Source organism: Blastococcus atacamensis (assembly GCF_002938425.1).
Lineage (GTDB): Bacteria > Actinomycetota > Actinomycetes > Mycobacteriales > Geodermatophilaceae > Blastococcus > Blastococcus atacamensis.
The window spans coordinates 15,693-40,769 of sequence record NZ_POQU01000010.1 but is presented as its reverse complement, the minus strand read 5'-3'; the positions used below and the strand labels follow the sequence as shown (position 1 = coordinate 40,769).

Genomic DNA, 25,077 nt, shown 5'->3' with positions numbered 1-25,077 from the left:
CGAGCGGCGGGGGGCGCGGGGGTCCTTCGACTTTCTCCGCCCCGCGCAACCGCGGGGCGGGCCGATTGCTAACCTCACTCGACCGATCAGGGGAGGGCACGTGCTGCAGGCGTTCGCTGCGGCGTTCCGGACGCCAGACCTCCGGCGCAAGCTGCTGTTCTCCCTGGCGATCATCGCCGTCTACCGGCTGGGCGCCCAGGTGCCCGGGCCCGGGGTCTCGGTGGAGGCCATCAACAGCTGCCTGGAGCAGGCGCAGGCTTCGGACCAGCGGGACATCTACTCCCTGGTCAACCTGTTCTCCGGTGGCGCGCTGCTGAAGCTCTCCGTCTTCGCGCTGGGCATCATGCCGTACATCACGGCCAGCATCATCGTGCAGTTGCTGGTGGTCGTGATCCCGCGGTTCGAGCAGCTGAAGAAGGAAGGGCAGTCGGGTCAGGCCAAGCTGACCCAGTACACCCGCTATCTCACGATCGCCCTGGCGGTCCTGCAGAGCACCGGGATCATCGCGCTGGCGCGCAGCGGGCAGCTGTTCCCCAACTGCAGCGAGTCGATCATCCCGTCGAGCTCCGTGTGGACGACGGTGGTCCTCGTCATCGCCCTCACTGCCGGCACCGCCCTGATCATGTGGCTCGGCGAGCTGCTGACCGAGAAGGGGATCGGCAACGGCATGTCCGTGCTGATCTTCACCTCGATCGCGGCGCGCATCCCCGCCGAGGGTGGTGCGATCCTCCAGTCCCGCGGCGGCATCGTCTTCGCGGTCGTCTGCGTCATCGCGGTCCTGATCATCGGCACGGTGGTCTACGTCGAGCAGGCGCAGCGCCGCATCCCGGTGCAGTACGCCAAGCGCATGGTCGGGCGCCGCATGTACGGCGGTACCTCCACCTACCTGCCGCTGAAGGTCAACCAGGCCGGCGTCATCCCGGTCATCTTCGCCTCGTCCCTGCTCTACCTGCCCCAGCTGGTCACCCAGTTGCAGGGCAACGAGACCGGAGCGGTGCGGCGGTTCTTCGAGAACTACATCATCGACCAGAGCAGCCCCGTCCACGTGGCGCTGTACTTCGGGCTGATCGTCTTCTTCACGTATTTCTACGTGTCGATCACGTTCAACCCGGAGGAGCGGGCCGACGACATGAAGCGCTACGGCGGCTTCATCCCCGGTATCCGTCCGGGCCGGCCCACGGCCGAGTACCTGCAGTACGTGCTGTCCCGGATCACCCTCCCGGGGTCGATCTACCTGGGGCTGGTCGCCGTGCTGCCCAACCTGTTCCTGTCGCTCACGCAGCCGGGGCAGAACCAGAACTTCCCGTTCGGTGGCACCGCGGTCCTGATCATGGTCGGAGTGGGGTTGGAGACGGTGAAGCAGATCGAGACGCAACTCAACCAGCGGAACTACGAAGGGTTCCTGAAGTAGTGCGCATCGTCCTCCTGGGCCCTCCCGGAGCGGGCAAGGGAACCCAGGCGCAGATCATCGCCGGCAAGCTCGGTGTCCCCGCGATCTCGACCGGCGACATCTTCCGGGCGAACGTGAGCGGGCAGACCGACCTCGGCAAGCAGGTCAAGACCTACTTGGACGCCGGGAACCTCGTTCCCGACGAGATCACCGTCGCGATGGTGAAGGACCGGTTGGCCGAGGCCGACGCCGAGTCCGGCTTCCTGCTCGACGGATTCCCGCGCAGCATCCCGCAGGCGGAGCAGCTCCGGGACTCCCTGACCGACCTGGGTCAGGAGCTCGATCGCGTGCTCGAGCTCGTCGTCGACGAGGACGAGCTGGTCCGGCGGCTGTCCGGCCGCCGCATGATCGTCGACGGCAAAGAGGTCCAGCGCGACGACGACAAGCCCGAGACCGTCCGGCACCGGCTGCACGTCTATCGGGAACAGACCGCGCCCGTGGCGGGGTTCTACGAGGGCGAGGGCCTGCTGGCGCGCATCGACGCGATCGGCGAGATCGAAGAGGTCACGAGCCGGGCCCTGCGTGCGCTGGGCGTCGACGGGAACGGCGAGGCCGGTCAGCCGGCGGCCGTCTGAGCCGTCGCCCCGGCTGGTGTGAAGGAGCAGCGCGGCAGATGACGACGGGCATCCTCGGTCGCCTCCCGCTGCTGGCGAAGTGGAGTGGACGCATGATCCAGATCAAGACAGCGCACGAGATCGAGCTCATGCGGGCATCCGGGCTGATCACCGCCGGTGCGCTGAAGGCGGTCAAGGCCGCGGTCGCCCCAGGGGTCAGCACCGGTGAGCTGGACGCGGTCGCCGAGGACTACATCCGGTCCCACGGTGGTGTGCCGAACTTCCTGGGCTACCACGGGTTCACGGGCACGATCTGCACGTCCATCAACGACGAGATCGTGCACGGCATCCCGAACCCGGATCGGCGCCTGGCCGCCGGGGACAACATCTCGATCGACTGCGGCGCCATCCTCGCCGGCTGGCACAGCGATTCGGCGATCACAGTGACGGTGGGCGAGCCCTCTGCCGAGGACGCCGCCCTCCTCGAGGTGACGGAACGCTCCATGTGGGCGGGTCTGGCCCGTGCCGTGGCCGGCGGCCGGCTGACCGACATCAGCCATGCCGTCGAGGAGTCGATCCGCTCGCACGAGCACGACTACGGGATCGTCGACCAGTACGGCGGTCACGGCATCGGCACCGAGATGCACCAAGACCCGCACGTGCTGAACTACGGGCGGCCGGGGCGGGGTCCCAAGCTCGTGCCGGGTCTGGCCCTCGCCATCGAGCCGATGGTCACCGTGGGGGATCCGTCCACGGAAGAGCTCGACGACGGCTGGACCGTCGTGACCAAGGACGGTTCCCGGGCCGCCCATTTCGAGCACAGCGTCGCCATCACCCCGGAGGGCCCCTGGGTCCTGACGGCGGAGGACGGCGGCGTGGCGGGCCTCGCGCCGTTCGGCGTCACCCCCCGCACCTAGAAGGACCCCGTCGCCCCCCGCGACTCGCTGCGCTCGTCCGGGTCCCTGCGACGGGGCCGTTCCAGCAGCTCGCCGGGGCCGTTCCAGCCCGTCACCTGGGGGTCAGCACCGTCACTCCCAGGGCGGGTTGGTGACGGGCGAGACGTCGGGGTACGATCTTCGATGGCGCTAGCGCCGTCTCGTAGTCGTGCTGTGGCCGCATGACCCGAGACGCCCTCTGCGAGAGCGCCGGCACCACCTGTTCTGCAATCTCCTCGTGCCTCCCGCCGGGTTCCGGCGCGGGCACACGAGGATCCAGTACCACCGAGTCAAGGAGCGCGTCTTAGGCATGGCGAAGAAGGACGGGGCCATCGAGGTCGAGGGTCGCGTCGTCGAGCCGCTGCCCAATGCGATGTTCCGGGTCGAGCTGCAGAACGGGCACCGGGTGCTCGCCCACATCAGCGGCAAGATGCGTCAGCACTACATCCGCATCCTGCCCGAGGACCGCGTGGTCGTGGAGCTCTCGCCCTACGACCTGACGCGCGGTCGCATCGTCTACCGCTACAAGTGACCGCCGGCGCCCGCACGACCTGCGCGAGCCCGGCCACATCGATCTGAGGAATGAGGGGCGGCACCGGTGAAGGTTCAGCCGTCGGTGAAGAAGATCTGCGACAAGTGCAAGGTGATCCGCCGGCACGGCCGGGTCATGGTCATCTGCGACAACGCCCGGCACAAGCAGCGCCAGGGCTGAGGGAGTACCTGAACATGGCACGACTGGCTGGCGTCGACCTGCCCCGCGAGAAGCGGATGGAGATTGCGCTCACCTACATCTATGGCATCGGCAAGCACCACGCGAAGGAGGTGCTGGCCGCTACGGGCGTGAGCCCGGACCTGCGCGCCAAGGACCTCGGCGACGAGGACCTGCTGAAGCTCCGCGACTACATCGACGAGCACTTCCGCGTCGAGGGTGACCTCCGCCGTGAGGTGGCCGCCGACATCCGTCGCAAGGTGGAGATCGGTTGCTACCAGGGTCTGCGGCACCGCCGTGGTCTCCCGGTGCACGGTCAGCGCACCAAGACCAACGCGCGCTCGAGCAAGGGCCCGCGCAAGACCATCGCGGGCAAGAAGAAGGCTCGCTGATCCGAGCACGTCCGGCGTGCCGTCGCAGCTACCCGTGAGGGCGGGAGCGACACCGCGTCTCGAGCTCGCGCTCACCACATCAGGCCACTGAAAGATCAAGGACTCGGAGAGACATGCCTCCCAGGGCTCGCACCGCGGCTGGTGCCAAGAAGGTCCGCCGCAAGGAGAAGAAGAACGTCGCTCACGGTGCTGCGCACATCAAGAGCACGTTCAACAACACGATCGTCTCGATCACGGACCCCAACGGCAACGTGATCAGCTGGGCCTCGGCCGGTCACGTCGGCTTCAAGGGCTCCCGCAAGTCGACTCCCTTCGCCGCGCAGATGGCCGCCGAGAACGCGGCCCGCAAGGCGCAGGAGCACGGCATGCGCAAGGTGGACGTCTTCGTGAAGGGTCCCGGCTCCGGCCGCGAGACCGCCATCCGCTCCCTCCAGGCCACCGGCCTCGAGGTCGGGCAGATCCAGGACGTCACCCCGCAGCCGCACAACGGCTGCCGCCCCAAGAAGCGCCGCCGGGTCTGACCGGCCACATACGAGACGAACGAGGTAGATAGACGTGGCCCGTTACACCGGAGCCGACTGCCGCATGTGCCGGCGGGAGAAGATGAAGCTGTTCCTCAAGGGCAGCAAGTGCGAGTCCGCGAAGTGCCCGATCGAGATCCGGCCCTACCCGCCGGGCGAGCATGGCCGTGGCCGCAGCAAGGACAGCGAGTACCTGCTGCAGCTGCGTGAGAAGCAGAAGGCCCGCCGCATCTACGGCGTGCTGGAGAAGCAGTTCCGCGGCTACTACGAAGAGGCCAACCGCAAGACCGGCAAGACCGGTGAGGTCCTCCTGCAGATCCTCGAGTCGCGGCTGGACAACGTGGTCTACCGGGCCGGCTTCGCCGAGTCCCGGGACATGGCCCGCCAGCTGGTGCGCCACGGTCACATCCGGGTGAACGGCCGCAAGGTCGACATCCCGTCGTACCGCGTGAGCGAGAACGACATCATCGAGGTGGCCGAGAAGTCGCGCACGATGCTGCCGTTCGAGATCGCCCAGGCCCGCGCCGGCGAGCGCCCGGTCCCGCCGTGGCTGGAGGTCATCAGCAGCCAGCTGCGCGTGCTCGTGCACAGCATTCCGGCCCGCCAGGTGATCGACACCCCGGTCCAGGAGCAGCTGATCGTGGAGCTCTACTCCAAGTAGCAGAAGTACCCCTGCCCCCCACTCGCACGGTCGCGGTGGGACCCTGCAGGGGGATCGAGGCGGGGCGGGCGGACAGATGCCCGCCCCGCCGGCACCACTCCCTCACGGCGTCATATGGCGGGTGCCGGAGGACCTGAAGGAGAACCACATGCTCATCGCACAGCGCCCCACTCTGACCGAGGAGATCATCTCGGAGCAGCGCTCGCGGTTCGTCATCGAGCCGCTCGAGCCGGGTTTCGGCTACACCCTCGGCAACTCCCTGCGGCGCACGCTGCTCTCGTCCATCCCCGGCGCGGCTGTCACCAGCATCCGCATCGAGGGCACCCTGCACGAGTTCACCACCGTGCCGGGCGTCAAGGAGGACGTCACCGAGATCATCCTGAACCTCAAGGGTCTCGTCGTCAGCTCCGACTCCGACGAGCCGGTGACGATGTACCTGCGCAAGCAGGGCCCGGGTGAGGTCACCGCCGCGGACATCGCTCCGCCGGCCGGCGTCGAGGTGCACAACCCGGACCTGCACATCGCCACCCTCAACGGCAAGGGCCGTCTCGAGATCGAGTTGGTCGTCGAGCGGGGGCGCGGATACGTGCCGGCTCCGCAGAACAAGCAGCCCGGCCAGGAGATCGGCCGCATCCCGGTCGACTCGATCTACTCGCCGGTCCTCAAGGTCACCTACGCCGTCGAGGCCACCCGTGTCGAGCAGCGCACCGACTTCGACCGCCTCGTGGTCGACGTCGAGACCAAGCCGTCGATCGCCCCGCGCGACGCCATCGCGTCCGCCGGCTCCACGCTGGTCGAGCTGTTCGGTCTGCTCCGCGAGCTGAACGTCGACGCCGAGGGCATCGAGGTCGGGCCCAGCCCGGCCGAGGCCGCCGACATCGCGAACTTCTCGATGCCGATCGAGGACATGGACCTCACCGTCCGGTCCTACAACTGCCTCAAGCGCGAGGGCGTGCACACCGTCGGTGAGCTCGTCACCCGTTCGGAGGCCGACCTGCTCGACATCCGGAACTTCGGGGCCAAGTCGATCGACGAGGTCAAGATGAAGCTGGCGGCCATGGGCCTCGCGCTCAAGGACAGCCCGCCCGGGTTCATCCCCACCTCGGTGGAGAGCTACGACGAGGGCTACGAGACCGACGCCTACCAGGGCACCGGCGAGTACGCCGCGGGCTACGACCAGGCCCAGTACGACGAGACCTCCTACCAGGAGACCGAGCAGCTCTGAGGCCGAGTGCCGGACGGCGGGGTGCACCCGCCGTCCGGCACCGCCCCCCGGGCAGCCACACTGAACGCGAGCACCACCGCAGTACGGACGACAGCAGCACCACGGACGCAGCCGCGCATGCACCGCCCGGCCGCCTGAGGAAGGACCGACATGCCCACCCCCACCAAGGGACCCCGTCTCGGCGGCGGCCCGGCGCACGAGCGGCTGATGCTGGCCAACCTGGCCACCTCGCTGTTCGAGCACGGCCGCATCACCACGACCGAGGCGAAGGCGAAGCGGCTCCGTCCGCTGGCCGAGAAGCTGGTCACCTTCGCCAAGCGCGGCGACCTGCACGCCCGCCGTCAGGTGATGACCACCATCCGTGACAAGGACGTCGTCCACACCCTCTTCGCCGAGATCGGTCCTCGCTTCGAGAACCGTCCTGGCGGCTACACCCGCATTACCAAGGTGGGCCCCCGCAAGGGCGACAACGCGCCCATGGCGGTCATCGAGCTCGTCGAGGCGCTGACCGTCGGCCAGCAGGCCGTCGGCGAGGCCGAGCGCGCCCGCGGCACCAAGTTCGCCTCCGGTGCCGGCTCGTCGGCTGCCGCGGGTGAGGTCACCGCCGACGCCGTCGAGGCCGCGGACGACACCACCGCTGCCGAGGACACCGCTGTCGAGGACGCCGCCGCGGACGAGGTCGCCGAGGAGGCCGCCGACGAGGCTGCCGCCGACGCGGAGCCGACCGACGCCGAGGGCACGGACGCGCGATGAGCAGCCAGCCCCAGGAGACCCCGGGCGCGGGCGCCGGCGCTGCCGGCGTCTCCGCCGGTGGCGGCGACGAGGGCGCGACCTTCGAGGGCGAGACGACAGGCCCGGGTGGGGACACCTCCCCGGCCGTGGTCGACGGCAGCGTGAGCGACGAGGCGCAGGAGGTCGTCGCCGACGTCTTCAACCCCGACGGTGAGCGCCAGGACGACGGCGACGTCACCCGTCAGCCGACCGCGCACAACACCGCGGTCGTCGACGACCCGACGCTCTCGCCCGAGGTGGCTGACGCCGTCGCCGCCGAGGTCAACGCCGCCGAGATGGGTGACGCCGCCACGGCCGGCCTGAACGCTCCCGGCGGCGAGTCGGCTCCCGACCCGCGCTGACGCGCCTCCCGATCGCGACGCGTCGCTGACCAGTCAGCAGCATCCGGACGAGCCCGCCACCGATGTCGGTGGCGGGCTCGTCCGTCTTCGTCTGGACGTCCAGTACGACGGGACGGCGTTCCACGGCTGGGCCCGCCAGCCCGCCCTCCGCACCGTCCAGGCCGAACTGGAGCAGGCCCTCGCCACCGTCCTGCGCCGGCCCGTCGACCTCACCGTCGCCGGCCGGACCGACGCGGGGGTGCACGCCACGGGCCAGGTGGTGCACTGCGACGTCCCGGTCGAGCTCTGGGAGCAGCAGCAGGCGAAGCTGGTTCGACGGTTGCGGGGCGTGCTGCCCTCCGACGTCGCCGTCCGGTCGGTCGTCGAGGCGCACCCCGACTTCGACGCCCGCTTCAGCGCACTGGCGCGGCACTACGTCTACCGGTTGACCGACGATCCGGCCGGGCCGCCACCCCTGCGCCGGTCGGACACCGTGGCCTGGCCCCGGCGCCTCGACGCCGCCGCCATGGACCTCGCCGCGGGGCTGCTGCTGGGCGAGAACGACTTCGCCGCCTATTGCAAGCGCAGGGAGGGCGCGACGACCGTGCGGACCCTGCTCCGGCTCACCGTCGCCCGGCAGCGGGAGGACGACGGCAGCGAGATCGTGCGCGTCGACGCCTCGGCCGACGCCTTCTGCCACTCCATGGTCCGCAGCCTCGTCGGCGGGCTGATCGCCGTCGGGGAGGGACGCCGCCCGGTGGACTGGCCGGCCGCCCTGCTCAGCCGCGCGGAGCGGGCCAGCGAGGTGCCGGTGGCACCCGCGCACGGGCTGGCGCTCGTCGCGGTCGACTACCCGCCCGACGCCGAGCTCGGAGCGCGCACCCAGGTCACGCGGGCCCGCCGCGGCGGCTGAGCCCGGCGTGTCACGGCAGGGCGGCGACGGCGTCGGGGATGGGGGTGTCCCCGGAGACGAGCTCGACGACCGCGCCGTCCCGTCCGGCGTCCAGGAGGGCGAGCAGGACGGCGGCCACGTCATCGCGGGGGATGCTCCCGCGGTCGGCGTGCCGGGCGAGCGTCACCCGACCGGTCCCGGCGTCGTCGGTGAGCCCGCCGGGCCGGACGACGCTGACGGCCAGGCGCTCGCGCGCCAGCAGGTCCTGCTCGGCGCCCAGCTTGGCCCGCAGATAGGCGGTGAACACCTCGTCGACGCCCTCGGGCTGTGCTCCGTCGGCGACCAGGTCCACGCCCATCGACGAGACGAGGACGTAGCGGCGCACCCCCGCGCGCTCGGCGGCGTCGGCCAGCAGGACCGCGGCGCCCCGGTCCACGGTCTCCTTGCGGGCGACGCCGCTGCCCGGGCCGGCGCCGGCGGCGAACACCACGGCGTCGGCCCCGGAGAGCGCCTCGGCGACCTCCTCGACGGCGGCCGACTCGAGGTCGAGCACCACCGGCGTCACCCCGTCGTCCTTCAGGTCGGCCCGGTGGTCAGGGCTGCGGACGAGGCCGGTGACGGCGTCGCCGCGGGCGGACAGGAGGCGGCCGAGCCGGCGGGCGATCTGGCCGTGGGCCCCGGCGATGACGATGTGCATGGCCCCGCCCTACCCGGGGAGGCGCGCGGCTACCGCGCGGGCGCGCGCCAGTTCCTCGGGTGTGTCGCAGTCCACCCAGGGGGCGGGTGCCCCGGCCCGGACGCGGGGCCGGTGGCGGTCGACGTCCAGCCCCCGCAGGGCGCGATGCAGGGCGGGCGGCCCGTCGGCGACGGCGGCGCGCAGCGGCTCGGTGCGCCACACGCCGAGGAGCAGCTGGTCCCGTCCGTCGTCGTCGACGACCAGGGCGCCGTCGCCCCGGAGCTGCCGGCGCAGGTCGGCGACCACCTCACCGGTCAGGAAGGGGAGATCTCCGGCCAGCACGGCGACCACGTCGGTGCGCACCTCCCGCAGCCCGGCGCGCAGCGCCGCCACCGGACCGCCTGCGGGGGGTTCCTCCCGCACCACGACGACGCCGGGCGGCACGGGCTGCGGTGGCCCGACCACGACCCACGCGCGGGCGTCGGCCACGGCGTCGAGCACCGCATCGAGCATCGTGCGGCCCCCGACCTGGAGCTGGGGCTTGTCCGCCCCACCCAGCCGCTCCGCCCGGCCTCCGGCCAGCACGACGGCGGTGTACGGCGGCAGCTGGTCCATGCGCAGCACCGTAGGCCGGGGCAGGTGGGTACCGTCGGCCCCGTGGGACGAGTCACCAGCCGCACTCCGGTGCTGCGCATCCGCGGGCCGCAGCACACCACCCGGCCCGACACCGTGGCGGCCGAGGAGCCGCTGGAGATCCGGTTGGGCGGCACCGCCCTGGCGGTGACCATGCGCACCCCGGGCGACGACTTCGACCTGGTGCACGGCTTCCTGGCCACCGAGGGCGTCATCGCCGGTCCGGACGACGTCGCCGGCCTGCGCTACTGCGACTCCGTCGACGCCGAGGGTCGCAACACCTACAACGTGGTCGACGTCGACCTCGCCCCCGGGGTTCCGATTCCCGACACCGGGCTGGAGCGGAACTTCTACACGTCCAGCTCCTGCGGGGTGTGCGGGAAGGCGAGCATCGACGCCATCCGCACCAAGACCGCCTACGACGTGGCGGCCGACGGCGTGGGGCTCCCGCTGGAGGTGCTGCTCGCGCTGCCCGACCGGTTGCGGGCCGCCCAGCAGGTCTTCGACAAGACCGGTGGGTTGCACGCCGCGGGGCTGTTCACCGCGGACGGGGAGCTGCTCGCGCTGCGCGAGGACGTCGGCCGGCACAACGCCGTGGACAAGGTGATCGGCGACGGCGTCCGCGGGGCGCGACTGCCCCTGGCCGGGCACGTGCTGATGGTGAGCGGGCGGGCGAGCTTCGAGCTGACGCAGAAGGCGGCGATGGCGGGCATCCCGGTGCTCGCCGCCGTGTCGGCACCGTCCTCGCTGGCGGTGGAGCTGGCCCGCGAGGTCGGCATCACGCTCGTCGGCTTCCTGCGCGGTGACGGCTGCAACGTCTACACCCATCCCGAACGGATCGTGCTGCCCGACTGAGCACGCCACCTCGGTGACCTGAGCCGCCCCGCGAGGCGGTGGCCCGAGGATGGGCCCCGAGGGTCCTCATCGGGTGACCGGGAAGGGCTCCACGAAGGTGGGGGGCGGCACCTGGTGGCGGTGCGGTCCGGAGGACCGCCATGTCGTCGCGATCAGACATGGTCGCCTCCGCGGAGCTGGCTGACCACGTGGGGGAGCAGCGGCCCGAGCACGGCCAGGCCGTCCTTCACGCCGCCGGTGGAACCCGGCAGGTTGACGATCAGCGTCCGCCCGGTCGTCCCGGCCAGCCCACGGGAGAGCACCGCCGTCGGCACCCCGTTCTCGGCGCCGTACCGGCGCACCGCCTCGGCGATGCCGGGCGCCTCGCGCTCGACGACGGCGCGGGTGGCCTCCGGCGTCACATCGGTGGGGGAGAGCCCGGTGCCGCCGGTGGTGACGACGAGGTCGGCCCCGGCGTCCACCGCGTCGCGCAGCACCGAGGCGAGCGCCTCGGTGTCGTCGGGACGCACGTGCGGCCCCTCGACGGCGAAACCCAGCTCCCGCAGCCCGGCGGCGAGCGCCTGGCCGCTGCGGTCCTCGTAGACGCCGGCCGAGGCCCGGTTGGAGGCGGTGACGACGACGGCGCGGGCGCCGGCGGGAAGGTCGCTCACCGGGTCCACTCGCCCTTCTTGCCGCCGGACTTCCGCAGCAGGCGGACGTCGGTGATGGTGGCGCGCGGGTCGACCGCCTTGACCATGTCGATCATCGTCAGGCCGGCCACGGTGACGGCGGTCAGGGCCTCCATCTCCACACCGGTGCGGTCGGCGGTGCGGGCGGTGGCGGTGATCTCCACGGCGTCGTCGGCGACCTCGATGTCGACGGTGACGCCGTGCAGGGCGATGGGGTGGCACAGGGGCACCAGGTCCGGCGTCCGCTTGGCCCCCGCGATGCCCGCGATGCGGGCCACGGCGACGGCGTCGCCCTTCGGCACGCCGTCGCCGCGCAGCAGACCGACCACCTCGGGGCTCACCAGCACCCGTCCGGCGGCGGTCGCCTCCCGGACCGTGACGGCCTTGGCGCTGACGTCGACCATGCGCGCCGCGCCGGTCTCGTCGACGTGGGTCAACTTCGCATCGCTCACTGGAGCGCTCCTTCGATCAGCACGACGTCCACCACGGCGCCGGCGGGTAGTTCGGTGACGTCCTCGGGGACGACGACCAGGCAGTTGGCGCGGGCGAGGTGCGCCACCAGGTGCGAGCCGGGCCCGCCGACCTGGGAGACCTCGCCGCCGTCGTAGCGGCCGCGCAGGAACTGGCGGCGACCGGCGGGGGAGCGCAGCGGGCCGGTGAGCCGGGCCGGCGCCCGCAGCCGGTCGGGGAAGGCGTGCCCGAGTGCGCGGCGCAGCGCCGGGCGGACGAACACCTCGAAGGAGACGAACGCGCTCACCGGGTTCCCGGGCAGGGTGATGACCGGGACGCCGTCCACGGTGCCGGCTCCCTGCGGGCCACCGGGCTGCATGCCGACCTTGCCGAACTCGACGGTGCCGAGGGTGCGGAACGCGTCCTTGACCACCTCGTACGCGCCGGCGCTCACGCCGCCGCTGGTGATCAGCAGGTCCGCCGACGCCACCTCGGCACGGACGGTGGAGAGGAACTGGTCGACGTCGTCGGGGACGAAGTGCAGCCGCCGGGGGATGCCGCCCGCCTCCTCGACCGCCGCGGCCAGCAGCACCGAGTTCGACTCGTAGATCTGCCCACGCGCCAGGGGCTCGCCGGGTGCCACCAGCTCGCTGCCCGTGGACAGGACGAGCACCCTCGGGCGGCGCCGGACGGTCAGCTCCGTCACCCCGACCGCGGCCGCGAGTCCCAGCTGGGCGGCCCCGAGCGGCGCTCCGGCGACGAGGGCGACGGTGCCCGCGGCGATGTCCTCCCCGGCTCCGCGGAGGTGGCTGCCCACCGGCGGGCGGTCGCGGATCTCGACGACGTCGGTGCCGCCGTCGGTCAGCTCGACGGGGACGACGACGTCGGCGCCCGGGGGGAGCGGGGCGCCGGTCATGATGCGATGCACCGTGCCCGGGGCCAGCGGGACGACGTCGGTGCGCCCGGCGGGGATGTCCTCGGCGACGGGCAGCCGGACCGGGGCGCCGTCGGCACCGGCCAGCTCGGCCCACCGGCCGGCGTAGCCGTCCATCGCGGAGTTGTCGAAGCCGGGCAGCGGGACCTGCGCGACGACGTCGCGTGCCAGCACCCGGCCGTGCGCCGCGGCCACCGGGACGACCTCCTCGGGCATGGCCGGCAGCAGGGCGTTGACCGCCGACTGGTGTTCCTCGACCGTGCGCATACGCCCATCCTGGCCGATCACCGCTCCTGCAGGCCCGGCGGCCGCCGGTTACTGTCCCCGGGCACCGACGGAGAGACGGAGGACGGACATGGCGGAGATCGACCGGATGCTCGAGGCGAACGTGGCCTGGGCGGAGCGCTTCCCGGGGAGCAAGCCGGTGCGCCCGGCGCGCGCCGTCGCCGTCGTCGCCTGCATGGACTCCCGGATGCCGCTGTTCCCGCTGCTGGGTCTGGACGTCGGCGACGCCCACGTCATCCGCAACGCCGGTGGCGTCATCACCGAGGACACCATCCGCTCGCTGACCATCTCCCAGCACCTGCTGGGCACCCGCGAGATCGTGCTGGTCCACCACACGCAGTGCGGCCTGCAGGCCACCGACGACGTCGCCTTCGCCGACCTCGTCGAGGAAGCCACCGGGCGGCGCCCGCCGTGGGCGGCCCGCACCTTCACCGACGTCGACTCCGACGTGCGCGAGTCGATGCGCCTGCTGCGCGACAGCCCCTACCTGCTGTCCCACGAGGTCCGCGGCACCGTCTACGACGTCGACACCGGACTGCTGCGCGAGGTCGTCTGACCTGCTGCCGACACCACCCCGTGAGCGTCTCATCGCTCGACGTGCGGGTGATGTGGATCACCGTTAGCGTCCGAACCGCCGTGATCACGGCACGTATCCGGACCGAAACGGAGAAGCAGCATGCAGTCTTCTGGAGGGCGACTCGGTCGCCTCCTCGTCGGTGCAGCGGTCATCACCGCGACCGGCATGAGCGTCCCCACCGCGGCCACCGCCGCACCGGCGGGGACCACGGGCCCGGCAGAGACCTACCTGGTCCTGTTCAAGGGTTCGCAGAGCCCCGCCGACGCAGGCGCCGCCGTCGCCCGCGCCGGCGGGACCGTGGTGGCCGACTACTCGAAGATCGGCGTGCTCGTCGCCCGCAGCGGTGACAACGCCTTCGACGACCGCATGCGCGCCGACAGGCGGGTCGAGGGTGCGTCGGCGACGAGCCGCTTCGCCACCAGCCTCGACGTCGTCCAGGCCGAGGGGTCGCAGCCCGGTGAGCTGCCGAACGCGCCGGCCGGCGACGGCGACGAGACGTTCGCCGGGCTGCAGTGGGACATGCGCCAGATGCAGGTGCCGCAGGCCCACGCGATCACCGGCGGGAGCCAGGCCGTGGTCGCCGGGACCATCGACACCGGCGTCGACCACCGGCACCCCGACCTGCGCGCGAACATGTCGGACGCGGACAGCGCCAACTGCCTGAGCGGCGCCCCGGTCCCGGGCATGGTGGCGGCCGACGACGACAACGGTCACGGCACGCACACCGCCGGGACCATCGCCGCGGCGGACAACAGTGCCGGGATCATCGGCGTCGCGCCGAACGTGCGGATCGCCGCCATCAAGGCGGCGACGGCGGAGGGCTACTTCTTCCCCGAGGCCGTCGTCTGCTCCTTCGTCTGGGCCGGCGACCGGAAGCTCGACGTGACCAACAACAGCTACTTCGTCGACCCGTTCCTCTTCAACTGCCGCAACGACGAGGAGCAGCGGGCCATCTGGAAGGCCGTGCAGCGGGCCGTCCGGTACGCCCAGCAGCAGGGGGTCACCGTCGTGGCCTCGGAGGGCAACAACTCCGAGGACCTCTCGCACCCGACCACGGACGCGACCAGCCCGGACTACCCGCCGGGCAACGAGGTGACCCGCGACGTCACCAACGCGTGCGTGGTCCTGCCGGTCGAACTGCCCGGCGTCATCGGCGTCACCGCCACCGGCAGCTTCACCCAGGACACCACCGAGGGCCAGTACCCGGACAGCCTGAAGTCCTACTACTCGTCCTACGGCATGAGCACCGCCGACGTGGCGGCGCCCGGAGGGGACTTCTACTTCCGCGGCGCCGACCCGGGGGCGCAGGCCATCCAGGGGCAGGTGCTCTCCACCTGGCCGGAGGGCCTCCCCTGCACGCGCAGCCGGCAGGAGACCACCGGTGACCCGACCTACCCCACGGCCACCTACTGCGGCATCCAGGGGACGTCGATGGCCGGGCCGCACGTGGCCGGGCTGGCTGCGCTGGTGATCAGCCGCTACGGCGACCTGGACACCCCGCAGAACGGGAAGATGCGACCCACCCAGGTCGAGCAGATCATCACCCAGACGGCCGACCCGCAGGCCTGCCCGGAGACGCTGCCGAACTCCAACGCTGTCGGCAGCGCGCAGTTCGGCCGGCCGTACGCGACGTTCGTCGGCTCGGAGAGCGGCGCTCCCCAGGAGTGCCAGGGCAACGGGGGTCACACGTCCTGGTACGGCCAGGGGCAGGTCGACGCGCTCGCCGCGGTGACCGGCGACAGGTCGAACGGCTGACCTGACGAGCAGGGAGGGGCCGGGCGCGTGCTGTGCCCGGCCTCTCCGCCGTCCGGCCTCCTTCCGCGGGGAAGGGGCACGCGGAGCGGCTGGTATCGTCGTCGGCTGGCGCGCGCGAGCAGGCTGGTGCTGCGCGCGTCGATCCACGTCTCCCGTGCTCGGTGAGGCGAACCGACCAGCCATCCCGACGACGACGGAGGAACGAGCGCGTGCGCACGTACACCCCCAAGCCCGGCGAGATCGCCCGGGCCTGGCATGTCATCGACGCCACTGACGTGGTGCTCGGTCGACTGGCCAGCCAGACCGCGCAGCTCCTGCGCGGCAAGCACAAGCCCCAGTACGCCCCGCACGTCGACGTCGGCGACTTCGTCGTCATCGTCAACGCAGGCAAGGTCGCCCTGACCGGGTCGAAGCGGGACAACAAGGTCGCCTACCGGCACTCCGGTCACCCGGGTGGTCTCAAGACCATCAACGTGGGCGACCAGCTCCGCACCCACCCCGACCGCGTCATCGAGCGCGCGATCAAGGGCATGCTGCCGCACAACACCCTCGGGCGTCAGATGCTCTCCAAGCTCAAGGTCTACGCCGGCCCGGAGCACCCCCACGCCGCGCAGCAGCCCCAGACCTACGAGATCAAGCAGGTGGCCCAGTGACCAGCGCACTGACCGTGACCGACGCCGACGGGCGTCCGATCCAGACCGTCGGCCGTCGCAAGGAGGCCGTCGTCCGCGTCCGGCTGCTCCCCGGCACCGGCCAGTTCACGCTGAACGGCCGCACCCTCGAGCAGTACTTCCCGAACAAGGTGCACCAGCAGCTCATCCGTGAGCCGTTCGTGACCCTCGAGAAGGCCGAGCAGTACGACGTCGTCGCCCTCCTCAAGGGTGGTGGCGTCACCGGCCAGGCCGGTGCACTCCGCCTGGCCATCGCCCGCGCCCTCATCGAGGTCGAGGCCGAGGACCGTCCGGCCCTCAAGAAGGCCGGCTTCCTGACGCGTGACCCCCGGGTCAAGGAGCGCAAGAAGTACGGGCTCAAGAAGGCCCGCAAGGCTCCCCAGTACTCCAAGCGCTGACCGGTACGGCGGCGTCGTCCATGGGGGGGAGACTCTTCGGGACCGACGGCGTCCGGGGTCGGGCCAACTCCGACCTCACGCCGGAGTTGGCCCTCTCGGTGGCTCGCGCCGCCGCTGGCGTGCTCGCCGACCGCGACGGGACCTCGCGTCCCGTCGCGGTCGTCGGCCGCGACCCCCGCGCCAGCGGGGAGATGCTCGAGGCCGCGGTCGTCGCGGGCCTCACGAGCGCCGGAGCCGAGGTGCTCCTGGCCGGTGTGGTTCCCACGCCCGCGCTGGCCTACCTGACCGCGCGCAGCGACGCCGACCTCGGCGTCATGATCTCGGCCAGTCACAACCCGATGCCCGACAACGGCATCAAGCTCTTCAGCCGGGGTGGGCACAAGCTGCCCGACGCCGTCGAGGCCGCCATCGAGAAGACCGTGGCCTCCGGCTCCTCCGTGGACCACCGCCCGACAGGCGCCGCGATCGGTCGCGTGAGCGCCCTCGCCGACGGCAACGAGCGCTACGTCGAGCACCTGCTCTCGACCGTCGACCGGCCGCTGTCCGGGCTGAGCGTCGTCGTGGACGGCGCGCACGGCGCCGCCGCCACCGTCGCGCCCGAGGTCTACCGCCGGGCCGGGGCCACCGTCCACGCCATCGGCTGCGACCCCGACGGCTGGAACATCAACGACGGCATCGGCTCCACCCACCTCGGGCCGCTGACCGACGCGGTACGCGAGCACAACGCCGACATCGGCATCGCGCACGACGGCGACGCCGACCGGTGCCTCGCGGTGACCGCCGCGGGCGACGTCGTCGACGGCGACGCCATCCTCGCCATCTGCGCGCTGGCCCTGCACGAGCGCGGTGGGCTCGCGGACCGGACCGTCGTGGCCACCGTGATGAGCAACCTCGGCTTCCACCACACGATGCGCGATGCCGGCATCGCGGTGCACACCACCGCGGTCGGCGACCGGTACGTCCTCGAGGCGCTGCGGTCACGGGGCCTGAGCCTCGGTGGCGAGCAGAGCGGGCACCTGGTGTTCCTCGAGCACGCCACCACCGGCGACGGCCTGCTCACCGGGCTCGCCCTGCTGTCGCGCATGGCCGAGACCGGGTCCTCGCTGGCCGAACTCGCCTCCGTGGTGCGCCGGCTGCCGCAGGTGCTGATCAACGTCCCGGTGCAGGACCGCCTCGCCGTCGCCGAGAGCGACGACGTCGCCGCCGCGGTGAACGCCGTGGAGGAGCAGCTCGGCGAGTCCGGCCGGGTGCTGCTGCGGCCCTCGGGCACCGAGCAGCTCGTGCGGGTCATGGTCGAGGCCCCGACGCAGGAACTGGCCGACGAGGTCGCCCAGCGCCTGGCCGCCGTGGTGGCCCAGGTCGGCTGACCCGCCGCCTGCCTTCCTCACTCGCCGGGGGGCCACCCGGCCGTCGTGGGCACTCACCGCCGACGTCGCCGGTACGCTGGGTCCAATGTGCGGAATCGTGGGGTACGTGGGTCCGCAGGGCGCGCTGGACGTCGTCCTGGAGGGCCTCCGTCGGCTGGAGTACCGCGGATACGACTCCGCGGGCGTCGCTCTGCTGTGTGACGGGGAGCTGACCACCGCCAAGAAGGCGGGCAAGTTGGCCAACCTGGAGAAGGCGCTGGTCGAGCAGCCCCTCCCGGACTCCACGATCGGCATCGGGCACACCCGGTGGGCCACCCACGGGGGGCCGACCGACCGCAACGCCCACCCGCACGTCTCCGCCGACGGCACCGTCGCGGTGATCCACAACGGCATCATCGAGAACTTCGCCGCCCTCCGGGCCGAGTGCGAGGCCGACGGCGTCGAGTTCACGTCCGAGACCGACACCGAGGTCGTCGCCCACCTGCTGGCCGCCGTCTACCGGGCCACCCCCGAGGGCGAGAGCCGCCTCGCCGAGGCCATGCGCGCGGTCTGCCGGCGGCTGGAGGGTGCCTTCACCCTCGTCGCCACGCACGTCGCCGAGCCCGACACCCTGGTCGCCGCGCGCCGCAGCAGCCCGCTCGTGGTGGGCCTGGGCGAGACGGCCGACGGAACGCCCGAGTACTTCCTGGGTTCCGACGTCGCCGCCTTCATCGGTCACACGCGCGAGGCCCGCGAGCTCGGCCAGGACCAGGTCGTGGAGATCGACCGCGACCGCGGCCTGACCGTCACCGGCTTCGACGGGACGCCGGCCGAGCCGGTCGCCTACACGGTCGACTGGGACGCCGCCGCCGCCGAGAAGGGCGGTTACGACTGGTTCATGCTCAAGGAGATCGCCGAGCAGCCGCAGGCCATCGCCGACACGCTGCTCGGTCGCCTGGGCGAGAGCGGCGAGCTGCTGCTCGACGAGGTCCGCCTGTCCGACCAGGAACTGCGCGACATCGACAAGATCTTCGTCGTCTCCTGCGGCACCTCGTACCACGCCGGCCTGATCGCGAAGTACGCCATCGAGCACTGGACCCGCATCCCCGTCGAGGTCGAGGTGGCCAGCGAGTTCCGCTACCGCGACCCGGTGCTCGACCGCTCCACGCTCGTCGTCGTCATCAGCCAGTCCGGCGAGACGATGGACACCTTGATGGCGCTGCGGCACGCCAAGGAGCAGAAGGCCCGCGTCCTGGCCATCTGCAACGCCAACGGGTCGACGATTCCGCGCGAGTCCGACGCGGTCCTCTACACGCACGCGGGGCCGGAGATCGCCGTCGCCTCCACCAAGGCGTTCCTCAGCCAGATCGTGGCCTGCTACCTGGTGGGGCTCTTCCTGGCCCAGGTGCGCGGGGTGAAGTACGAGGACGAGATCTCCGCCATCGTCGAGGACCTGCGCCGGCTCCCCGACGCCGTGACCAAGGTGCTCGAGCAGATGGAGCCGGTCCGGGCGCTGGGCCGCTCGCTGGCCGATGCGAACACCATCCTGTTCCTGGGCCGCCACGTGGGCTTCCCGGTGGCCCTCGAGGGCGCGCTCAAGCTCAAGGAGCTGGCCTACATCCACGCGGAGGGCTTCGCGGCGGGTGAGCTCAAGCACGGGCCGATCGCCGTCATCGACCAGGGCACGCCGGTCATCGTGGTGGTCCCGTCGCCGAAGAGCCGGAACTCGGTGCACGGGAAGGTGGTCTCCAACATCCAGGAGGTCCGCGCCCGCGGCGCCCGCACCATCGTGATCGCCGAGGAGGGCGACGAGGACGTCGTCCCCTATGCCGACCACCTGATCCGGGTGCCCCGCACCCCGACCCTGATGGCGCCGGTGGTCACCACCGTGCCGCTGCAGGTGCTGGCGTGCGAGATCGCCGACACCCGCGGGTTCGACGTCGACCAGCCGCGCAACCTGGCGAAGTCCGTCACCGTCGAGTGACACCCTTGATGATCAGGTCTCCTGATCATCAAGGGTCCTGGCTCACCGCCGATGGTGAGCCAGGACCCACCGCCGTGAGCCAGGACGTCGATCAGACGGCAGACTGGGGTCGTGATCATCGGGGTCGGGATCGACGTGGTGCCGGTCGATCGGTTCGCGGAGTCGCTCAGCCGGACGCGGGGGCTGCGCGATCGGCTGTTCACCGCGGCCGAGCAGCTCACGCCCAGCGGGAACCCGAGGACCGGTGAGTCGCTGGCGGCCCGGTTCGCGGCCAAGGAGGCGCTGGCCAAGGCGCTCGGTGCCCCCGGTGACCTGCACTGGCACGACGCCGAGGTCACCGTGGGCGAGCACGGGCGCCCGCACCTGGAGGTGCGTGGGTCGGTCGCCGGCCGGGCGGCGCAGCTGGGGGTCACGTCCTGGCACGTGTCGCTCAGCCACGACGGCGGGATCGCCTCGGCTGTCGTCGTCGCCGAAGGCATGGCCCGTGACGTCGCTGCCCGTGACGTCGCTGCCCGTGACGCCACGGGCCGGGACCTCCCGTGATCGGCCTGCACGCCGCCGGCGAGGTCCGCGCCGCCGAGGAGCCGCTCCTGTCGGCGCTGCCGGCCGGTGCGCTCATGCAGCGGGCGGCCACCGGGCTCGGGGTCGTGTGCCTGCGGTTGCTCGGGCGTCCCTACGGCGCGGACGTCGTCCTGCTGGTGGGCGCCGGCAACAACGGGGGCGACGCGCTGCACGCCGGTGCGCTCCTCGCCGGCCGCGGAGCCCGGGTGACCGCCGTCCTGCTGGACCCCGACCGCGCGCACCCCGAGGGCCTGGCAGCCCTCCGGCGGGCCGGTGGCCGCACGCTCGACCATGACGACGCCGGACCCCTCCTCGACCACGCCTCCCTGGTGCTCGACGGCATCGTGGGGATCGGCGGGTCCGGTGGGCTCCGGGCGCCGGCGGCGGCGCTCGTGGAGCGTGCGGCGGCGGGACCTGCGCTCATGGTGGCCGTCGACGTCCCGAGCGGGGTGGACGCCGACACCGGCGCCGTCGATGGCGCCGCGTTCCCGGCGACGCACACGGTCACCTTCGGCGCAGTGAAGCCCGGCCTCGTCGTCGGCGAGGGGCGCGCCCACGCCGGCGAGGTGCACCTGGTCGACATCGGGCTGGCCGAGTTCCTGCCGGCCGCGCGGGCGTGGCAGCTCACCGATGACGACGTCGCGGCCCGGCTGCCCGTGCCGGAGGCGGGCGACGACAAGTACTCGCAGGGCGTCGTGGGGATCGTGGCCGGATCAGCGACCTACCCCGGGGCGGGCGTGCTCTGCACCGGCGCGGCACTGCGCACCCGGCCCGGTCTCGTCCGCTACGCCGGCACGGCGGCCGACGGCGTCCGGGCGGCGTGGCCCGAAGCCCTCGTCACCGAGGGCCGGCCCTCGGAGGCCGGTCGGGTGCAGGCCTGGGCGGTCGGCCCCGGCGCGGGGACCGACGACGCGGCCCGCGCGGTGCTGGCCGAGGTGCTGGCGACCGACCTGCCGGTCCTCGTGGACGCCGACGCGCTCACCCTGCTCGCCGCGGAGCCGGACCTGGTGCGCGGGCGGGCGGCGCCGACGGTGCTCACCCCGCACGACCGCGAGTTCGCGCGGTTCGGGCCCGAGGTCGGGTCCGATCGCATCGGGGCAGCCCGGCGCCTGGCGGCGGACCTGGGCGTCGTCGTCCTGCTCAAGGGCGAGGCCACCGTGATCGCCGACCCCGACGGAACCGCCTACGTGAACGCCACCGGCACCCCGTGGCTGGCCACGGCGGGAACCGGTGACGTGCTCTCGGGCATCGCCGGAGCCGTGCTCGCCACGGGCTTGCCCGCGGTCGAGGCGGCGGCCGTGGCGGCGCACCTGCACGGTCGCGCGGGCCAGCTCGCCGCGTCCGCCGGACCGCTGATCGCGGGCGACCTGGTGCGGCACCTGCCGGCGGCGATCGGGCGGGTGCGCGGTGCGCGTCCGGCACGCCTGCCAGACTCGGGCCCGTGACGAACGGGACCGGGGCCGAGGTGGTCGTCGACCTCGATGCGATCGCGGCCAACACCGCCGTGCTGCGCGAGCGGGTGGGCCGTCCGCTGATGGCGGTGGTGAAGGCCGACGGCTACGGGCACGGTCTCGTGCCCGCCGCCCGGGCCGCCCTGGCCGGGGGCGCCGATCAGCTGGGGGTGGCCGTGCTGGCCGAGGGGCTGGCCCTGCGGGACGCCGGGATCACCGCGCCGGTGCTCGCCTGGCTCAACGGTCCCGGCGCCGACTACGCGGCGGCGCTCTCCGCGGATCTCGAGGTCTCGGTGAACGCGGTCTGGGGGCTGACCGCGGTGGTCGCCGCCGCGCGGGCCACCGGGCGCACCGCCCGGCTGCACCTGTTCGTCGACACGGGCCTCTCCCGCGAGGGCGCGACCATGGCCGAGTGGCCCGCCCTGGTCGCCGCGGCGGCCAGGGCCCAGACCGACGGGGACGTCGTCGTCGTCGGGCTGTGGAGCCACATGGCCTACGCCGACGCCCCGACCCACCCGACGATCGGCGCCCAGGTCGCGGTCTTCGAGGAGGCGGTCGCCATCGCCCGCGCCGCCGGCCTCACCGACGCGCGCCGCCACCTCGCCAACTCGGCGGCCACCGTCGCGCTGCCCGACACCTGGTTCGACATGGTGCGCCCCGGCATCGCCGTGTACGGCCTGGACCCGATGGGCGGGGACGCGGCCGCGCACGGGCTGCGACCGGCCATGACGGTGCGGGCCCGGGTGGCGCTGACCAAGCGCGTGCCGGCCGGCGCCGGGGTGTCCTACGGGCACACCTACACGACTGCCGGCGAGACGACGCTGGCCCTGGTGCCCGTCGGGTACGCCGACGGTGTGCCGCGTGCCGGTGGGAACTCCGCACCGGTCCTGGCGGCCGGCGCCCAGCGCACGATCGCCGGGCGGGTGTGCATGGACCAGTTCGTCGTGGACGTCGGCGACGCGGCGGTCGCACCGGGGGACGAGGTGGTCCTCTGGGGTCCGGGCGACGGCGGTGAGCCCACCGCGCAGCAGTGGGCGGACGCCGTCGGCACGATCCACTACGAGCTCGTCACCCGGATCGGGGGACGGTTCGCCCGCCGCTACGTCGGCTCGGCGGGAGCGGTCTGATGGCCCGACGGAGCACTTCGGTTCCGCCCCCGCGGGCGCACCGGGCCGGCGTCGTCGGTGCCGTCCTCGGCCTCGCGGCGGCCGGCACCGCCGCGGGGATGGCGGTCAGCCGGATCGCCGCCCACAGGGTCCGGGCCGCCGAGCTGGGGCCGGCGGCGGAGCTGCCGGAGAACCTCACCGAGGGGCAGCTGCGCCAGGTCGACCCGCTCGGCATCGAGGCGCGGCCGGCGGACCGCACCGCGCTGGTGCAGACCGACGACGGCGTCCTGCTGGCGGTCGAGGAGATCGGCCCGCGCGACGCCCCGCTGACCGTCGTCTTCGTGCACGGCTACACGCTCTCGATGGCCTCGTGGGCCTTCCAGCGGCGCACCCTCGCCGCCGAGCTGGCCACCGGCAACGGACACCGTCCCGACGCCCGGCTGGTCTTCTACGACCAGCGGGGTCACGGCGCCTCCGGGCGGGGGAGGTCGGAGAACTCCAGGATCGAGCAGCTCGCCCGGGACCTGCTCTCGGTGCTCGACGCGCGGGTGCCCCGCGGACCCGTCGTGCTCGTCGGCCACTCGATGGGCGGCATGACGATCATGGGCCTGGCGGCGCTGCGGCCGGACATCTTCGGCAGCCGGATCGTCGGCGCCGCGCTGCTCTCGACCTCCAGCGGCAACCTCGCCGACCTGAACTTCGGTCTGCCCGACGTGCTCACCCGCGTCCGCGCCGCCGTCCTGCCGGTGGCCGCGTGGACCATGCGGCACCGCCCGGCCTTCGCCGAGCGCACCCGGCGGGTGGCCGCGGAGCTGGTCTCGGTCGTGACGCGCTCGCTGTCGTTCGGCTCCTCCGACGTCGACCCGGCGCTGGCCCGCTACGTGGACGCGATGATCGCCGGCACCCCGGTCGATGTGATCGCGGAGTTCTACCCGGCGCTCGCGGGTCTGGACCACACGGGGGCGCTCGAGCCGCTGCGCGCCGTCCCGACCCTGGTGGTCACCGGTGACCGGGACAAGATGATCCCGAAGGAGCACAGCGACCTGCTGGTCGAACGCCTGCACGACGCGGAGTACGTGGTGCTCCCGGAGACCGGCCACATGGTCACCCTCGAGCGGCCCGACGAGGTCAGCGACGCCCTGACCGCCTTGCTGCGCCGGGCCGGCGCCGGGCAGCAGGCCCGGAAGGCACGCCGGTGAGCCCCGTCGGCCTCGACCACGACGCCCGCACGGTCGCCGCGGCCGCCGCCGCCGCTCCCGACTGGGCGGCGCTGGCCGCGGCGGCGAGCACCTGCGTCGCCTGCCCCGAGCTCGCCGCGACCCGGCAGCACGTCGTCGTCGGTGACGTCCCGGTCACCGGTCGGCCCCGTTTCGTGCTGGTCGGCGAGGCGCCGGGAGCCACCGAGGACGAGACGGGCCGGCCGTTCGTCGGGAAGTCCGGTGCGCTGCTGGACCTCCTGCTCGGCGAGGCCGGCCTGGACCGCGCCGAGGCCGCGGTCCTCAACGTCGTGAAGTGCCGCCCGCCGGGCAACCGCACCCCGAGGGCCCCGGAGGTCGCCCGATGCAGCGGATGGCTGCGACGGCAGCTGGACCTCCTCGGCGCGCCGGTCGTCGTCGCCCTCGGGCTGTCGTCGGCCAAGTGGTTCCTCGGGCCGCGCACCGTCCTCGCCGCCGTCCGCGGCCGCCCGCACGAGCTCGACGGCCGCGCGGTGTGGGCCACCTACCACCCCTCGGCCGCCATCCGGTTCGGCCCGAACGGTGCGCCGCGCGCCGGGCTGCTGGCCGACCTCACCGCCGTCGCGGCGACCCTGGAGGCGACCCCGTGAGGCGCGAGCACGTGCTGGCGACCCTGGCCGACACCCACGCCCTGGGCCGCGGGTTGGCCGACCTCGCCCGCCCCGGCGACCTGCTCGTGCTGGTCGGTCCGCTCGGCGCGGGCAAGACGGCGCTGACCCAGGGCATCGGCGCGGGCCTGGGCGTGCGCGAACCGGTGACGTCGCCGACGTTCGTCATCGCCCGGGTGCACCGCGAGGGCCGGATCCCACTCGTGCACGTCGACGCCTACCGGCTGGGCGGCCACGCCGACGTGGACGACCTCGACCTGGATGTCACGGTCGCCTCGTCCGTCACGGTCGTCGAGTGGGGTCAGGGACTGGTCGAGCAGCTCGCCGACGAGCACCTGGAGGTCCGGCTGGACCGGCGCGACGACGACGTCCGCACTGCCGTCCTCGTCCCGCACGGTCCGGGCTGGGAGCAGCGGCTCGACTGATCTCCGGG

At 72.9% G+C, this 25,077-nt stretch carries 30 protein-coding genes; 25 read left to right on the top strand and 5 right to left on the bottom strand.

The genetic code is table 11. The features are described from left to right. The first annotated feature begins 100 nt into the window (after positions 1 to 100). The 12 genes from secY to truA all read left to right on the top strand — a co-directional run bounded on the left by secY (position 101) and on the right by truA (position 8,472). Entirely contained in the window at positions 101 to 1,411 is a 1,311-nt protein-coding gene (gene secY / locus C5508_RS04610) for a preprotein translocase subunit SecY (RefSeq protein ID WP_104523775.1), read from the top strand. Then, positions 1,411 to 2,025 (top strand): adenylate kinase, encoded by a 615-nt coding sequence (locus C5508_RS04605; RefSeq protein ID WP_104523774.1) that lies wholly within the window; start codon positions 1,411 to 1,413, stop codon positions 2,023 to 2,025. The genes secY and C5508_RS04605 overlap by 1 nt, the downstream gene beginning before the upstream one ends. A gap of 38 nt (positions 2,026 to 2,063) precedes the next feature. Next, entirely contained in the window at positions 2,064 to 2,921 is an 858-nt protein-coding gene (gene map, locus C5508_RS04600; protein WP_232796912.1) for a type I methionyl aminopeptidase, read from the top strand. Positions 2,922 to 3,249: 328 nt separating this feature from the next. Next, positions 3,250 to 3,471 carry a translation initiation factor IF-1 gene (gene infA, locus C5508_RS04595; protein WP_012950459.1) on the top strand — a complete coding sequence of 74 codons (222 nt, stop codon included), beginning with the start codon at positions 3,250 to 3,252 and terminating at the stop codon, positions 3,469 to 3,471. A 66-nt stretch (positions 3,472 to 3,537) separates the two neighbouring features. Further along, entirely contained in the window at positions 3,538 to 3,651 is a 114-nt protein-coding gene (rpmJ, locus tag C5508_RS04590; RefSeq protein WP_012950458.1) for a 50S ribosomal protein L36, read from the top strand. A 14-nt stretch (positions 3,652 to 3,665) separates the two neighbouring features. After that, positions 3,666 to 4,040 (top strand): 30S ribosomal protein S13, encoded by a 375-nt coding sequence (rpsM, locus tag C5508_RS04585; RefSeq protein ID WP_104523773.1) that lies wholly within the window; start codon positions 3,666 to 3,668, stop codon positions 4,038 to 4,040. Positions 4,041 to 4,153: 113 nt separating this feature from the next. Further along, on the top strand, positions 4,154 to 4,561 hold the full coding sequence (gene rpsK, locus C5508_RS04580) for a 30S ribosomal protein S11 (protein WP_026857037.1): 408 nt from the start codon (positions 4,154 to 4,156) through the stop codon (positions 4,559 to 4,561). Between the two features lie 34 nt (positions 4,562 to 4,595). Beyond that, positions 4,596 to 5,222 carry a 30S ribosomal protein S4 gene (gene rpsD / locus C5508_RS04575; RefSeq protein WP_104523772.1) on the top strand — a complete coding sequence of 209 codons (627 nt, stop codon included), beginning with the start codon at positions 4,596 to 4,598 and terminating at the stop codon, positions 5,220 to 5,222. Positions 5,223 to 5,370: 148 nt separating this feature from the next. Further along, positions 5,371 to 6,447 (top strand): DNA-directed RNA polymerase subunit alpha, encoded by a 1,077-nt coding sequence (locus C5508_RS04570; RefSeq protein ID WP_104523802.1) that lies wholly within the window; start codon positions 5,371 to 5,373, stop codon positions 6,445 to 6,447. A 150-nt stretch (positions 6,448 to 6,597) separates the two neighbouring features. After that, positions 6,598 to 7,200, top strand: coding sequence for a 50S ribosomal protein L17 (gene rplQ / locus C5508_RS20790; protein WP_104523771.1), 603 nt, complete (start codon positions 6,598 to 6,600; stop codon positions 7,198 to 7,200). Beyond that, entirely contained in the window at positions 7,197 to 7,580 is a 384-nt protein-coding gene (locus tag C5508_RS04560; protein ID WP_104523770.1) for a hypothetical protein, read from the top strand. Before rplQ ends, C5508_RS04560 begins: the two co-directional genes overlap by 4 nt. A 25-nt stretch (positions 7,581 to 7,605) precedes the next feature. Beyond that, a complete protein-coding gene (gene truA / locus C5508_RS04555) occupies positions 7,606 to 8,472 on the top strand; it encodes a tRNA pseudouridine(38-40) synthase TruA (RefSeq protein ID WP_104523769.1) in 867 nt (288 codons plus the stop codon). Positions 8,473 to 8,482: 10 nt separating this feature from the next. On the opposite strand, the gene C5508_RS04550 is transcribed toward truA, so the two are convergent. Both C5508_RS04550 and mobA read right to left on the bottom strand, forming a co-directional pair. Next, a complete protein-coding gene (locus C5508_RS04550) occupies positions 8,483 to 9,148 on the bottom strand; it encodes an NAD(P)H-binding protein (protein ID WP_104523768.1) in 666 nt (221 codons plus the stop codon). A gap of 9 nt (positions 9,149 to 9,157) precedes the next feature. Then, positions 9,158 to 9,742 (bottom strand): molybdenum cofactor guanylyltransferase, encoded by a 585-nt coding sequence (gene mobA / locus C5508_RS04545; protein WP_104523801.1) that lies wholly within the window; start codon positions 9,740 to 9,742, stop codon positions 9,158 to 9,160. Between the two features lie 42 nt (positions 9,743 to 9,784). Between mobA and fdhD the strand changes: the two genes are divergently transcribed. Further along, the gene (gene fdhD / locus C5508_RS04540) at positions 9,785 to 10,615 is read left to right on the top strand and encodes a formate dehydrogenase accessory sulfurtransferase FdhD (protein ID WP_104523767.1); all 831 of its coding nucleotides are present in this window, start codon (positions 9,785 to 9,787) and stop codon (positions 10,613 to 10,615) included. Positions 10,616 to 10,767: 152 nt separating this feature from the next. Here fdhD and C5508_RS04535 read toward each other — a convergent pair whose 3' ends face one another. The 3 genes from C5508_RS04535 to moeA are packed head-to-tail and all read right to left on the bottom strand — an operon-like array spanning position 10,768 to position 12,934. After that, positions 10,768 to 11,265: a MogA/MoaB family molybdenum cofactor biosynthesis protein gene (locus C5508_RS04535; protein ID WP_104523800.1), complete on the bottom strand. Its 498-nt coding sequence runs from the start codon at positions 11,263 to 11,265 to the stop codon at positions 10,768 to 10,770. Continuing rightward, positions 11,262 to 11,735: a cyclic pyranopterin monophosphate synthase MoaC gene (moaC, locus tag C5508_RS04530; protein ID WP_104523766.1), complete on the bottom strand. Its 474-nt coding sequence runs from the start codon at positions 11,733 to 11,735 to the stop codon at positions 11,262 to 11,264. Before moaC ends, C5508_RS04535 begins: the two co-directional genes overlap by 4 nt. Continuing rightward, the gene (gene moeA, locus C5508_RS04525) at positions 11,732 to 12,934 is read right to left on the bottom strand and encodes a molybdopterin molybdotransferase MoeA (RefSeq protein WP_104523765.1); all 1,203 of its coding nucleotides are present in this window, start codon (positions 12,932 to 12,934) and stop codon (positions 11,732 to 11,734) included. Before moeA ends, moaC begins: the two co-directional genes overlap by 4 nt. Positions 12,935 to 13,022: 88 nt before the next feature. On the opposite strand from moeA, the gene C5508_RS04520 reads away from it, so the two are divergent. The 12 genes from C5508_RS04520 (at position 13,023) to tsaE (ending at position 25,069) form a co-directional block, all read left to right on the top strand. Next, positions 13,023 to 13,508, top strand: a complete 486-nt coding sequence (locus C5508_RS04520; protein ID WP_104523764.1) for a beta-class carbonic anhydrase — start codon at positions 13,023 to 13,025, stop codon at positions 13,506 to 13,508. A gap of 120 nt (positions 13,509 to 13,628) precedes the next feature. Continuing rightward, on the top strand, positions 13,629 to 15,284 hold the full coding sequence (locus tag C5508_RS04515; protein ID WP_104523763.1) for a S8 family peptidase: 1,656 nt from the start codon (positions 13,629 to 13,631) through the stop codon (positions 15,282 to 15,284). Positions 15,285 to 15,493: 209 nt separating this feature from the next. Further along, entirely contained in the window at positions 15,494 to 15,937 is a 444-nt protein-coding gene (gene rplM / locus C5508_RS04510) for a 50S ribosomal protein L13 (RefSeq protein ID WP_104523762.1), read from the top strand. Next, on the top strand, positions 15,934 to 16,353 hold the full coding sequence (gene rpsI / locus C5508_RS04505; RefSeq protein ID WP_104523761.1) for a 30S ribosomal protein S9: 420 nt from the start codon (positions 15,934 to 15,936) through the stop codon (positions 16,351 to 16,353). The genes rplM and rpsI overlap by 4 nt, the downstream gene beginning before the upstream one ends. 20 nt (positions 16,354 to 16,373) lie before the next feature. Then, positions 16,374 to 17,720: a phosphoglucosamine mutase gene (gene glmM, locus C5508_RS04500; protein WP_104523760.1), complete on the top strand. Its 1,347-nt coding sequence runs from the start codon at positions 16,374 to 16,376 to the stop codon at positions 17,718 to 17,720. Positions 17,721 to 17,805: 85 nt separating this feature from the next. Then, positions 17,806 to 19,683, top strand: a complete 1,878-nt coding sequence (gene glmS, locus C5508_RS04495; protein ID WP_104523759.1) for a glutamine--fructose-6-phosphate transaminase (isomerizing) — start codon at positions 17,806 to 17,808, stop codon at positions 19,681 to 19,683. 111 nt (positions 19,684 to 19,794) lie between these two features. Beyond that, entirely contained in the window at positions 19,795 to 20,226 is a 432-nt protein-coding gene (locus tag C5508_RS04490) for a holo-ACP synthase (RefSeq protein WP_104523758.1), read from the top strand. Beyond that, positions 20,223 to 21,689, top strand: a complete 1,467-nt coding sequence (locus C5508_RS04485; protein ID WP_104523757.1) for an NAD(P)H-hydrate dehydratase — start codon at positions 20,223 to 20,225, stop codon at positions 21,687 to 21,689. Before C5508_RS04490 ends, C5508_RS04485 begins: the two co-directional genes overlap by 4 nt. Beyond that, complete coding sequence (gene alr, locus C5508_RS04480) at positions 21,686 to 22,822, top strand: alanine racemase (protein ID WP_104523756.1); 1,137 nt, start codon at positions 21,686 to 21,688, stop codon at positions 22,820 to 22,822. Before C5508_RS04485 ends, alr begins: the two co-directional genes overlap by 4 nt. Continuing rightward, positions 22,822 to 24,000, top strand: coding sequence for an alpha/beta fold hydrolase (locus tag C5508_RS04475; RefSeq protein ID WP_104523755.1), 1,179 nt, complete (start codon positions 22,822 to 22,824; stop codon positions 23,998 to 24,000). The genes alr and C5508_RS04475 overlap by 1 nt, the downstream gene beginning before the upstream one ends. Then, the gene (locus tag C5508_RS04470; protein ID WP_104523754.1) at positions 23,997 to 24,626 is read left to right on the top strand and encodes a uracil-DNA glycosylase; all 630 of its coding nucleotides are present in this window, start codon (positions 23,997 to 23,999) and stop codon (positions 24,624 to 24,626) included. The genes C5508_RS04475 and C5508_RS04470 overlap by 4 nt, the downstream gene beginning before the upstream one ends. After that, positions 24,623 to 25,069, top strand: coding sequence for a tRNA (adenosine(37)-N6)-threonylcarbamoyltransferase complex ATPase subunit type 1 TsaE (gene tsaE, locus C5508_RS04465; protein ID WP_104523753.1), 447 nt, complete (start codon positions 24,623 to 24,625; stop codon positions 25,067 to 25,069). The genes C5508_RS04470 and tsaE overlap by 4 nt, the downstream gene beginning before the upstream one ends. Positions 25,070 to 25,077 lie beyond the last annotated feature (8 nt).